We start from the raw sequence: 12,090 nt of genomic DNA on the forward strand, positions 1-12,090 counted from the left end.
AGGGTTTAGCCGAGCTGGTCCAGCAGGGCCTGGAAGGCGGCGTCGGGCGCCATAACTGCGTCGGCCAAGCCGATCGTGACGCCTCGCTCGCCGAGGTACGTGGCCGCTTGAGTGCCTCGGACCTTGGTGGCGGAGAGGTTACGGTTGCGGGCGACCGTCTCAACGAAGAGGTCCCCCATGGTGTCGATATCGGCCTGGAAGCGCTCCCGAGCCTCTTTCGACAGCGGCTCGCACGGATTGCCTTCAGCCTTGTGATCGCCGTAGGTGATGAAGGTCACCTTGACGCCGGCCTTGTCCATCGCCTGCGACCAATCGACGTGCATCCAGATCACGCCGATCGAACCGGTGCCACCCGTGCGGGGCACGATGATGCAGTCGGCTGCCGACGCGATGGCATAGGCGGCCGAGTAGGCGTGCTCGGACAGGATCGCCCAGATCGGCTTGGTGCCACGGCATGCGTAGATCGTATCCACCAAGTCGAAGCATCCGGCGACCTCGCCGCCCGGGCTGTCGATGTCGAGCACGATGGCCCGGACTTCCGGGTCGGATATAGCCGCCAGAAGTCCCGTCCGAATCCACTCGTAGCCGGTCGCCCAAGGCCAGCTCCAGCTGCCCTGGAACAGGATGCCCTTAACCGGAATGATCGCCACGCCGTCGATCAGCCCATATCGCCGCTCACGGTCGGAGGCAGCGGAACCCCCAAAAGCGAACGGCGCCGGGGTTTGCCCGCGCAGCGCAGCGGCAAGCAGATCCACCTCGCTCTGCACCAACGCCAGCGGTCGGTTGCTCAGCCGCCGGGCCATCTCGAAGGGCGCGCTCATACTGCCTCCGGCTTTTGTGGTGGTTGGGCCGATTGCCCGGCCGGAACGTTCATTGCCGCCCAGCTCGGGACGGCGAGACCACGGTCCGAGAAGGCCTTCACCTCGCGGGCGCGCTGGTCCAAGTTCTCCTCCCAGTCCAGGCCCTGCTCGGCGCATTCGTCCTCGAGCGTGGAAAGGGCGGCGTCCATGCCGAGCACCGCACCCTGCTTCTCGGCGACGGGGTCAACCCATCCCCTGCCCGGCCCCATCCACCGGACCCGGCTGTACGGTCCGCGGCACTCGATGAAGTCCGGCACATCCCCGGAGGGCATAGGCAGGTCCTCGAACTCCATTACCTCTTCGAGCCATGCCGCAAAGACCGGCGAGGCGAAGCCGATAGCGAAATCGTGGCGCCGCCGGGTGAGCGTTTTCCAAGCCTCCAGCAGAGCGGCTCGGGCGGACGAATAGTTGACGTCCGACCAGTTGTTGCTCAGCTGCTGGGCGCTGATGCCGATACCCGCCGCGGCGTTGCGCAGGACAGCCGATTCGAAGTCGGCGAAGTTGCTGGTCGGGCGAGCGGCGGAGACGGTCTTGATGTCCTCGCCAGGGAACAGGATCGGCATGCGGGCGCCGTTCAGTTCCGTGCGCTTTTCCTTATGGAAGTCCGCCCGATCGTCTTGGTACTGCCCGATGGCACCTTCGCCCAGGGCGTTCCCGAGCAAGCTGTGATCGAAGGGGCTTTGGATGTAGGCCGCAAATATTGCGTTGATGATGGCCGCATCGAGCTCGGTTCCGTCGTATTTTATAAGCATCTTCAGACGCTCGACGACAGGCGTGAGCACGCCGGCGCCGCCGCGGTGCTGACCACCCTCTTCCGTGTCGAAGTGGTGCACGACGATCGGCCGGCCCCAATCGGTCTCGCGCGGAACGCGCTCCCAGGTGACGCTGTTGGCGGCATCGTACCAGTCGGCCTGATGCGCCTTGCGAATCCAGTAGGCGACAGCCGCGCCGTGCTCGTCGATCTCCACGCCGCCGCGCAGGGACTGCTGGTCGAACTGCAGCTGAGGGTTCGACAGGCGGTCCGGGTTGATCATCTGGACCGTCGTGCTGAAGCGTGCCCGCCCGACACCGACGCGCTCCGGCAGGTACAGCAGGACGGCCAGCGCGTCCCCGTCGACGATCCAATGGCGGAAACCCAGGCGGAACATCTGCGAGCAGGTCATCCGCCGACCCGCGTCGCAGTAGCGGCCAGGATCGTCCGCCCACACGCGCCACAGCGCTTCGACCGTCCGACCGAACTCGTCCGCCCAGGACGCGTCGAAGCCTTTGTTGCCCGAATACAGGGCCAGCGCTCGATAGTCCGGCTTCACGATGGGCCGGAACGACGCGCCGATGGCGTTGTCCAGGATGCGGGTGACCGCGCCGGAAGCCCATCCGTCATTGCGGACCAGATCCCGCACCCGCGACACGATGCGGTCGCGGTAGACGTTGAGGGCGGTGTCCGGCGACCACAGGTAGGGGCGCCACCCCTCCATATGCGGACTCGTGACGTCGGCCGCGTCATACGGCGTGTTTCCGCCTCCGGCCAGCGCTGACGCGCGACGCGGGGCAGAAGGCGGCAGGGGGTTGCCGTACCGGTCGGTGAGTGTGACGGTCATCGATCAGAACCGGAAGCGGATGGGGCGACGGCCGGACGACATGCCGAGCTTCTGCTGGACGGCCGTGATCATGGCGGTAACCTGCGTGGCCGAGGTCGGCGTGTAGGTCACCGACCGGGAGCCGTTGCCTTGGGTGTAGGAGACGGCTTGCACCTTCCTCCCCATGCTCAGGTCGATCAGCGCGGCCTGGAGCTTCGGCAACAGCGCGCGCAGCTCCGTGTCCGCCATCCCGTCGAGGATGCTGGAGGTTGGATTGGCCATAGGTCCCTCGATACTGCGTCAGCCCGCGAGGCGGCTCGCGAGGCGGGGCTTGGTGGCGGCTGGTGGTGGGGCCGGCGCTGTCGCGGTCGGCGCAACGATGATGGTTTCGGCCTTTGGCTCGTCCGGCTCCGGCACCGTCACCATGGAATTTTCATCCCATGGCGCGGCCCAGCTCGGCGGGCGCTTCCAGTTGATCCGGTTCAAGCCGTGGAGATGCGCGACAACATGGTTGCCGACCATGGTGTCGAGCGCCTCGTTCCGGGCCGACCGGCTTTCCTTCTCCCATCGGCCGTTCGCCTGCCGCTTCTCGGCGACCAGCTGCTCAAACCAGGGATGCGGAGGCGACTTGGCGCGGAGAGCCGAGGGAAAATGGACGGCCCACGGACCGTCGTCCGCCTTCTGCAGCTGTCCATTCAGGTCGTCCTTGAACGTGTTCGGGTTGAACATCGCCACCGGGACGGTGCCGTTGGACCCGAACTTCTTGGCCGCATCGCCCGACGTGTCCGGATAGGTCACGGTAAGGCGCGGCGCCATCAGGCCGTTGGCGCCCTTGGTGGGGATGACGCTGAAGACGTCGCGGCCGGCAATTTTGCCGATGAACTTCACGGCCTTCTTTGTCCGCCAGCGCGTCCAGGCGTCGTAGGCCTGTTGGCTCACACCTGGTTGCCCCTGCGAGTCGTAGCCGACGCCACGCACGCCCATATGCCGGCCGGATCCGTCGGCCAGGGGAAAGGTCCGCAGCACCACCTCATCCAGCAGCCTGTCCCAATCTTCCGGGCTGGTGGCCGGATCGCCGCCGATACGCTGGCGGTCAATCACCCAGCTCTCGCCGTTCACGCCCCAGCCGCGGAACAGGATGTCGAAGTGGGCGATCTGCACATCCCAGAATGCGGTGATGAACCGCACGCCCTCCGGCACCACACCGAGGTGGAGATGCACGGTGGCGCGCTCGGCGATGTCACTGCCCTGCAGCAGGTTCACCGACCGCGGCGGCGAGTAGGGCACGCCGAACTGCTTCACCATCACCTGGCGGAGCGTTTCTTCCTCCCCCGACACCTCCAGTTCGCGCTCCGCCTTTGCCTTGGCTCGAGCGAGCGCGCCGATACCGCCCAGAACGAAGGGGCTCATCGCGCCGACGATCCAGAAACCCGCGGTATTGCGCTTGACCAGTTCGCCGGTCACCGTGCCGTCCTCGGCGATGATCTGACCGTCCCCGATCCAGCGACCGGTGGCGTTCATCTCGCGGCGCTGGGCATCCTTGATCCGGCATTGATTGACCGGACAGACCAGCCGGGCCTCGGCCTCGACCTCGTCGAGGGTGCCTTCCTCGGGGTAGTCCAGCACCATGACGCGGGCGGCTATCGGCGCCGGCGAGGACCAGGCGCCGCAGTCCGGGCACTGCCAGTACCAGACACGCCGGTCGCTGTCGGCGTACATGGCCATGATGCCGGAGGTCCAATCCCGAGCCGGGTTCAGCCCCTTCGCCTTGTCGGGGTGACTCAGCGCCAGGATCTTCGACTGCCGACCGAAGGTCTGGCGGCGGACGTCCAGCATCGCCTTGACGTCGCCCTCGATAGTCCAGGCGTCGATTTCGTCGGCAACGATGCGGGGAGCTGACTTGTTGATGAGGTTCCGCTTCGTCGCCGGCAGGAACTCCGTTCGCATCGTCCGGAAGTTCTTGAAGTGCAGGCTGTCGTCGACTGGCCGCTTGCCGAGCCGGCTGGCCATCACCTCGTGCGCATCGATCATCGGGTTGATGCGCTGCTTGACGTAGGCCTCCACGCCGTCATCGGTCTGCATGTACCAGAGCAGGTTGCCCGGGTTCGACGCCACCGAATGGAGCAGCCAGTTTTCGGCGATCGTCGTCTTAGCCGACTGGCCAGGACCGGGCACCGCGATGGTGAGATAATCCAGCGAGGTCAGGCACTCCATCGGCTCGCGCAGGTAAGGCGCCTGATCGCAACGGAACCGCCCGACATAGCCGCCGCCCTCGTTGGCCAGGAGCCGGGGGTGCTCTTCGGCGAACTCCGCCACCGTCTGCCGCTTAGGCGGCTCCAACACCGATAGGGCTTCGTCGGCGAGTGTCCAGGGGTCGGCGTATGGATGCTCAAGCTCCTCCATTCCTCAGCACCTTCCGCAGGTCCTGCACCATCTGCGCCCGCAGGTCGTCCACGATCTCGCGCAGCACCGGCAGGTCATCCTCCGACAGGTTCAGCCGCTTGATCAGCAGGACCGGGATGCCCTCCAGTCCTGAGGCGAGGTGGGCGAGCATGGTGGAGATGACCGTGCGCATCTCCTCCGCCTCGACCAGCTGCCCGCGGCTCAACGCCAGCTTGTCCTCAAGGATGGCGGATTGGACGGTGTCCTTCCGCTGCTTGGCCGTCGCCTCGCCCTGATGCTTGGCCGGGCCGGGCTGTTGGTCGGGAACCAGTGGCAGGACCGTCGGCAGGACCGTCGGCAATGGATCGGCGACCGAGGCGGTTCGGCTGGCTCGCTTTGGCTTCGGGGCGGCAGCCGCGCGACGCGGCGCACCGCTGCCGTCGAGATAAGCGCGCACGGCGGTAAGGTCGAATTGCCAGCCGCCTGCCCTGGTACCACGCGCAAGGACGGGAAAGTTCGGGTCGGCATCCAGCCGCCTGTCCAGCCTCGGGCGGCTCCACCCCAACGCCTCCGCCAACTCCTGCTTGCCGAGCACGCCGTGTGTAATGGTCGCAGAGCCTTTCGACGGCGCTTTCGTTGCACGCTTCAGCGGTGAAGCCATTGTGGGCGCTCCGCCATTCACTCACCGCGGGATCGTGTCACGCGATGTGTAACGCGTTTTTTTTGCTCGAAGAGGCAGAGAGCCCGCGGTGCGCAATGCCCGCGTCTACCGTACCCCCCAGGAAGGACCCATTGAGGGGGGGGTGGGCCCTCACCGCCGGGCGGTCGCCAGGGCCTCGCCCATGGCCTTCTGGAACTCGGCCTTGAGGTTGGCCTGCACCACCGCCGCCGCCCTCTTGCGCCACTCCAGGCGCGGCTGGACGGGCAACGCGTCGCCGAAGCGCACCAGCAGCGTGAGGCCCGTCTTAACCCCACCCTCGGTCCCCAGCGCGCCCTTGGTGCCGTAGGTCCGCTTATAGCCACGCTTCACGTCGGCGCGGCGCCATCCGGCCTTCGGACGCTTCCACACCCCTGACACCGTCTGTCCCGAGCGCTTGAACGTCACGCTGCCGACGAACACGTCCTTCCGGCCGCTGAGGCGCTTCAGGGTGTTCTTCGGCAGGTTGCCGTACTGGTTCAGCGGCACGGCCTTCGGGTTGAACAGCGTGCCGCCGCGCTTCGACTGCGGCAGGTGATGCTGGCCACCGAACTCGAAGGGCTCCAGGTACTGGGCGGCGATGTCCTTCACGAACACGGTGGCGGTCAGGTCGGCCTTGCGGGCGGCCTTGACGCCGATCGAGCGCTGCGTGAACAGCGACGGCCGGTCGAAGACGCTGGGCAGGGCGGCGCGCTGGGCGTCCTGCACCTTGCGGGCGACAGCGGTCAGGGCCTTCGCGGTGGCGAAGGGGACCTGCCGGCGCGCCAGATCGTCCAAGGAGCGCGCCAGGGGCTTGATGTCGGCTTTGACGTTGAGATCGAACACGCCGTCCTCCTGGGCATCCCCGGAAACGAAGAACCCCGCTCCGGACTTCTCCGGGCGGGGTTTTCTCTACGCGCAATACTGGCGGGGCTAACTGTCAATGGTTAGATCGGGAATGTCAAGCCCAAGGCTGAGCGGGGGCCTTGAACCCAGTCAGGCGGCGTTCCTTCAGCGGCACAACCAGCAGCTTCCCCAGCAGGGTCATCATCCCGGCGTGCCATTGCGCGTAGACGTCGTTCACCTCCCGGATCTCCAGCAGGCTCGGCTCCTCGACGAGGGCGCACCAACGGGCGAATACCTGCCGCTGCCCGGCGTCGTTGTGCCGGAACAGATACCCCCGCTCGGCGGCATCGATCACGCTGCGACCGCGCCTGTCGACGAGGGGTCTTCCGGTTCCCAGCATGCGGCGGGCGATCTCAGAGCGCTCCGGCAGGTTCTCCCACTCGCCCTCGATCCGGTGACGATGGCGCCCTGCCTGGCTGTCGTCCACCGGCACAGCGACAAGCCGCTGCTGCCAAGGCAGCCAGTCCGGCCGGAACCCGGCGCGGGCGTAGTGCAGGATCAGCGAACGGCGGCGGCGGTCGCCGATGGTGTTCACCCCGACCATCACCGCCTCGGCGTCCGGGTGGATGCGCGGCGCCACGCCCCGAACGGCGGAACCGCCGTCCACCCGGCACCCGAGCGCCCCTCGGCGCATGAGACTCGACACGCCGTCGGTCGACCAAGCGGCGGGCTCCAGCCCTTCCGCAGCGGCTTCCACGTCGTGCAGGCTGACATCGTCGCAATCGGCGCGCTGGGCCTTCACTGCCCAAACCACCAGCGCTTCGAGATCGACGCGTTGACGGACGTCCTGCACGGCGCTCATCGCACCCCCCCAGCCTGCGCCGGCTTGGCAACCACGCTGACCTCGACCGATCGGGCGCCCCAGGCGGTGCGCAGCTTGTCGGTCAGGTTGGCGACGATCCAGTCGTGGACGTAGCGCGTCGGGGCCTCGACGGTCACCACGCCGTCGCACTCGGCGACCTGACACGGCGCAATCCAGCTCGAGAACTCCAGCGCCGTCAGGTGCCCAGCGTACGGGGCCGGCGGTTCCGGCAAACGGCTCCCTCCACCCGACGCACCGCGGCCCGGCCGGGTGTTGGCGATGGCCGACCGGACGTCAGCGTCGAGGATGGCGCGCAGGCTGCGGGGCGGTCCGCCGTCGCGATCGGCCAAGCGCTTGAACTGGCGCTGCACCTCCGCAGCCGCGGCGTCCGCTGCCTCGACGGGCTTGAGCCCACGGGCGGTGCCGGCGTCGATCCAGTCCGCCAGCAGTTCCTCGTCCGCCGGCGTCAACGGCCGGTCGGGCAGGTCGAACCAGCGCTCGAACGCCTCGGTCACGGATCGGCGGATGGCGCTGACCGCCTGGGAGATCCCTGGATCATCGCCATCGGCGGGCGGGCTGGGCTCGTCTCGCGTGCGCGCACGAAGCCCGCCAGCCGAGGATTCTCCGATTCCAGAATCTCTTTCCTCCTCCTTGTTCCCTCCTCCCTCCTCCCTCTGCGCGGCCATTTCCGAACTTTTCGGAACTCGGGTGCGTTGAGACGGCTTCGGTTCCGAACTCACGGTGCGTTGAGAGGTGCCGAGTTCGGAACTTGACGACGTTGAAGCGTGGTGCGGTTCGGAACCAGCACCCTTTGTCGTGGGTGTCGGTTCGGAACGGCGACGGTTTGAACGGCTTGTGGGTTCCGAACCGTAGGCGGCTTCAGTGCCATCCGGTTCGGTACCGTCGTCATGCTGATCGGCGTCGGGTTCCGAACCCGCCTTCTTCTTCGACCCCCACATGTCCATGCGGACCCAGTCGTGCAGATCGGCCGGCAGCGGGTGGACCTTGGTCGGCTTCTTCGGGCGCTGGAACCGCACGAAGTTGCGGATGGCACCGTAGACCTTGCCGTGGGCGGTGAACTTGGTGATCTGCCGATGCGTCTCCAGGTCGGCCAACAGGGCTTCCATGTCGACGTTGTCCACCGGCATCAGCTTCATCTTTAGGCCGACGGGCTTCCACTCGAAGACGCCCTGGTCGTCAGCCTCGTTGCGCAGGCCGATGATGAGCAGGCGGGCGAGCGGCTGGCAGCCGACGAAATCCTCATCGGTCCACTGGCCGGGAAACGTTGAACGAATGCGGGCCATGGTCAGCACCCCTCGAGCGCGGAAAGACGAAGGTCCCGAAGGCTAGCCCGCATCAGGGCCGCATCATCGGGCAGCGGGTGGAACCCACGCCGCGCGAAGGCGGCCGGATGGGCGGTGCGGACCAGCACGAAGTGGTCGGGCGCGGCGCCGTGGCGGATCTGCGTGAGCGCCGCATCGAGGAGGCGTCCGCCCACGCCGTGCCCCTGGTGACGGGGTGACGTGCCCCAATAGGCGATCTCCCAGCCCAGCGCCGAGATGAAGGCGGAGCGGTAGGCCACCACGCCGACGATGTCGCCGTCGACCACCGCCACCAGCACGTTGGAGCCGTGCGGGCAGATGGCGGCCGTCGCGTCGTAAAGCATCCTGCGCAGGTGCGACTCACCGTAGCGCGGGGGCACCGTGCCGTCCGGCCGGCGGTGGCAGGACTGGAGGAGGTCGATCACCTCGGGCACGTCGTCGCGGGCCATGGCGCGGATGGAGATGTTGCGGGTTCGCGCGGTCACAGCCCACCTCCCACCAGCCGGCGCCGGGCCGAGGTGATCAGGTCCACCGCGAGCGCCAGGGCGTCGAGAGGCTCCAGCTCGACGCCCTGCAGCTTGCCGTCGGCGCCGATCAATGCGAGCACCAGCGGCTTTCCGGGAACGTCGAAGATCACCGGGCGCGCAGCTGCATCGGTTTGGGTTATGCGGGACATCACGCGCCCCTCCGTTTGTTGGATTTCTTCGGCTCCGGATCACGGAACCCGTTTTCGATCAGCACGCCGCGCAACTGCTCGATGGCGTCGCGCAAGGTTTCCGAGGCGGACAGCACGGTGGAGAGGCCGCCCCAGGACTTCATGAGGCCGGACTTGTGGACCGCGGCGACGGCGGCCAGCAGCTCGGTGTCGCGGAAGTAGCGCGCCTCGTCTGCACCCAGCAGGCCGGACAGCTTGTCTCGGAACTCCTTCAGGTGCTGGTACTGCCTGGTCTGGCAGTCCACCTCATGCTCCACCAGCGGCCTGAGGCGCTTCTTGACCTCAGCTTCGATCTGCGCATCGTCGGTCTTGTGGGCGTTGCGCAGCATGGCGGCGACGAACAGCCGGTCGAGCGGCTTGGCCTCGGTGAGCTGCGCCTGCTTCTTGGTGTGGATCACGCCGTCGGCGCCGAGCACTTTCCAGCCCCAGGCGGCGGGCAGTTCCTCGGCATCGGTGATGACGCTGTTCTCGGGCGTGACGACGTACCAATAGTCGCAATAGGCGGCGATGCTCTCGGCCTTGGTCGGATCAGCCAGTTCCCGGCGCCAGTCGCCCCGGTAGACCTTGATCTCGAAGCCGGTGACGTGCATGCCGTGGCTGGGCCAGAGAGACATGGCCACGGCGTCGGCATAGCGCCGGCTGTTGGCACCGGTCGAGCTGGCGACCTCGAACAGGATGGCGTAGGCCGGTGCCGCGTAGGCGCTGCGCAGGGCGGCCTTGATGTCGGCGGCCGTGGTCATGCCCGCCTCCGCTCGTTCTGCCGGTCACGCATGCGCTCGGTCGCGTGCCGGACCCAGCCGGGATTGAAGCCCTTCACGCGGGCGATTCTGTTCAGGTCGATCACGCTGACCGCGATGCGCTCCAGATCGGCCGTGGGCATGGCCCGGATCGCGCTGTCGGCCATGGTAGTGAGCATGGGAACAGCCGGCCGGTCCCAATAGCGGAACTCGTGGCGGCAGCTCGGGCAGAACGGGCCGGGGGCGAAGCGGCGGTGGCACTTCGGGCACCGGATCGTGCGGTGGACCTGCGGGACCAGCCCGCTTTCCAGCGTCCACACCCGGTCGGCCTCGGGCAGGCCGTGGAGTTCGACGTTGCCGGCGATGTCGATGATGCAGGCGCGGGTTTTGCCGTGGCAGATGCGAAGCACGCGCCCGACCTGCTGCATGTACTTCAGGACGCTCTTGGTCGGGCGGAGGAGGATCGCGCCGGCGACAACCGGAACGTCGGTCCCCTCGCTGACGATCTCGCAGGAGGTCAGGACCTGATAGCGGCCCGAAGCCAAGCCCTGGATCGCCGCATCGCGGGCGTCGGGGTCCATGTTGCCGTCCACCGAGACGGCCTGCCAGCCAGCGGCGCTGAACTGCGTGGCGACATAGCGGGCATGGTCGACCGAGACGCAGAAGGCTATGGCCGGCTCTCCCGGCATCCGGGCGGCATACTGGTTGACCGCGAGCCGAGTTACGGTGTCGTTGTTCATCACCCGTTCGAGGTCGGAGGCGGCGTAGTCGCCCCGGCTGATGGTCACGGACGTCAGGTCCGGGGTCCAAGGCGCCCAGATTTCCGCCGGACACAGCCATTTCGGGGTGAGTTCGGCCACGGTCGGGCCGCGCACCACCTCATCGAACAGGGCGCCCAGCGGCTTTCCATCGCCGCGGAACGGAGTGGCGGAGACGCCGACGCGCTGCGCGTTGATCAGCATCTCCAGCAGGGCTTGCCAGCCGGGCGCCACCGTGTGGTGGGCCTCGTCGATGACGACGAGTCGGATCGTGCGCAGCCAGCCGGCCAGCCGCTTCTTGCGGGCCTTCAGCGTGTCGATGGAGCAGACGTGGACGAGCGCGAGGGGGTCCGGATCATGGTCGGGATCGACCACCGAAGCCTTGATGCCGACGCGGGCCAGGGTGCGGACCGACTGGTGCAGCAGCTCGCGGCGGTGGACGAGGAAAATCACGGGCCAGCCAAGGTTGACCACCTCGCGGATGACGCCGCGCACCACGACCGCCGTTTTGCCACCGGCCGTGGGGAGCACGTAGAGGGTGCCGCGGACGTCACGTGCCAAGCACGCCAGGATCTCGTCCGCGTTCTTTTGCTGATAGGGGCGGAGCTTCATGCGCCCCTCCGTTGGCCGGGCCGGGGCTTGCGGTCGCGCGGAACCCAATCGCTCAGGTGCTGTACGGCGTCGGCCGGCACGGCGTCACGGCCGACGCGCTCAACCTCCAGCGACCAGATGCGGTGATCACGCGGCTTACGTGGCATGACCTCGCGAGACGTCAGCACGAGATACGAGGTGCGCGCACGCGGCCCCTGCGGGACGATGTACGAGCCGGGCAGCGGCTGGACGTCGGAATGGTATGTGATGCGGGGGAGCTTCATGCCGCACCTGCCAGCGCCAGCGTCGCCTTGTAGACGGCGACCTCCACCCGCGGGCGGGCCTTGTCGATGAAGCGCTCTTCGTGCTTCAGCACCACCTGTCGGTCGTTCTTGATCAGTCGGGGCTCAATCTGTGCCTTTTTCCCCTTACCCTTCCCGATCCAATTCTTTTTGTTCTGGAGCGCGTCGTAGACGAGACTTCCATCGAGGTCAGACCGGCCATCGAAGTAGTAGATTCGCAGATGCACACCCACTTCGCCTTCGTAGGGAAGTTCCAACCCTACGATCTTCGTGCAGGCGTCTTTGACCTTCGGACCGGCTATATCCTCGAAGGCAAGCGCCTTGTCGCCCTTGCGCAGGGCAGCGCGCCCACCGAACTGGACGATCTCGCGGCTGTTCCCCTTGGCGGCCGGTTCGCCGGGGATGACGAACCGGGCCAAGAGGTCGCCCCAGACCCATTTCTGTTGCGGGGCTGCCATCGGA

General features: G+C 67.3%; 13 protein-coding genes. All 13 read right to left on the reverse strand.

Translation table 11 applies throughout. From position 1 onward, the window contains the following. Positions 1 to 5: 5 nt before the first annotated feature. On the reverse strand, positions 6 to 821 hold the full coding sequence (locus D3869_RS01460; protein WP_137138656.1) for a S49 family peptidase: 816 nt from the start codon (positions 819 to 821) through the stop codon (positions 6 to 8). Beyond that, entirely contained in the window at positions 818 to 2,458 is a 1,641-nt protein-coding gene (locus D3869_RS01465) for a phage portal protein (protein WP_137138657.1), read from the reverse strand. Before D3869_RS01465 ends, D3869_RS01460 begins: the two co-directional genes overlap by 4 nt. A gap of 3 nt (positions 2,459 to 2,461) precedes the next feature. After that, on the reverse strand, positions 2,462 to 2,719 hold the full coding sequence (gene gpW / locus D3869_RS01470; protein ID WP_137138658.1) for a gpW family head-tail joining protein: 258 nt from the start codon (positions 2,717 to 2,719) through the stop codon (positions 2,462 to 2,464). An 18-nt stretch (positions 2,720 to 2,737) separates the two neighbouring features. Continuing rightward, positions 2,738 to 4,840, reverse strand: coding sequence for a terminase gpA endonuclease subunit (locus D3869_RS01475; protein WP_137138659.1), 2,103 nt, complete (start codon positions 4,838 to 4,840; stop codon positions 2,738 to 2,740). After that, positions 4,827 to 5,480 carry a terminase small subunit gene (locus D3869_RS01480; protein WP_137138660.1) on the reverse strand — a complete coding sequence of 218 codons (654 nt, stop codon included), beginning with the start codon at positions 5,478 to 5,480 and terminating at the stop codon, positions 4,827 to 4,829. Before D3869_RS01480 ends, D3869_RS01475 begins: the two co-directional genes overlap by 14 nt. A 150-nt stretch (positions 5,481 to 5,630) precedes the next feature. After that, entirely contained in the window at positions 5,631 to 6,341 is a 711-nt protein-coding gene (locus D3869_RS01485) for a hypothetical protein (RefSeq protein WP_211114951.1), read from the reverse strand. Positions 6,342 to 6,456: 115 nt separating this feature from the next. Then, positions 6,457 to 7,203 carry a hypothetical protein gene (locus D3869_RS01490; protein WP_137138661.1) on the reverse strand — a complete coding sequence of 249 codons (747 nt, stop codon included), beginning with the start codon at positions 7,201 to 7,203 and terminating at the stop codon, positions 6,457 to 6,459. Further along, positions 7,200 to 8,507 (reverse strand): DnaA N-terminal domain-containing protein, encoded by a 1,308-nt coding sequence (locus D3869_RS01495; protein WP_137138662.1) that lies wholly within the window; start codon positions 8,505 to 8,507, stop codon positions 7,200 to 7,202. The genes D3869_RS01490 and D3869_RS01495 overlap by 4 nt, the downstream gene beginning before the upstream one ends. A 2-nt stretch (positions 8,508 to 8,509) precedes the next feature. Then, positions 8,510 to 9,010: a GNAT family N-acetyltransferase gene (locus D3869_RS01500; protein ID WP_247895681.1), complete on the reverse strand. Its 501-nt coding sequence runs from the start codon at positions 9,008 to 9,010 to the stop codon at positions 8,510 to 8,512. After that, positions 9,007 to 9,201, reverse strand: coding sequence for a hypothetical protein (locus D3869_RS01505; RefSeq protein WP_137138663.1), 195 nt, complete (start codon positions 9,199 to 9,201; stop codon positions 9,007 to 9,009). The genes D3869_RS01500 and D3869_RS01505 overlap by 4 nt, the downstream gene beginning before the upstream one ends. Continuing rightward, entirely contained in the window at positions 9,201 to 9,980 is a 780-nt protein-coding gene (locus D3869_RS01510; RefSeq protein ID WP_137138664.1) for a hypothetical protein, read from the reverse strand. The genes D3869_RS01505 and D3869_RS01510 overlap by 1 nt, the downstream gene beginning before the upstream one ends. Then, a complete protein-coding gene (locus D3869_RS01515; protein WP_137138665.1) occupies positions 9,977 to 11,347 on the reverse strand; it encodes a DEAD/DEAH box helicase in 1,371 nt (456 codons plus the stop codon). The genes D3869_RS01510 and D3869_RS01515 overlap by 4 nt, the downstream gene beginning before the upstream one ends. Before the next feature lie 259 nt (positions 11,348 to 11,606). Then, a complete protein-coding gene (locus D3869_RS01520) occupies positions 11,607 to 12,086 on the reverse strand; it encodes a hypothetical protein (protein WP_137138666.1) in 480 nt (159 codons plus the stop codon). Between the last annotated feature and the right edge of the window lie 4 nt (positions 12,087 to 12,090).

Origin of the sequence: Azospirillum brasilense, assembly GCF_005222205.1 — a bacterium.
Lineage (GTDB): Bacteria > Pseudomonadota > Alphaproteobacteria > Azospirillales > Azospirillaceae > Azospirillum > Azospirillum brasilense_G.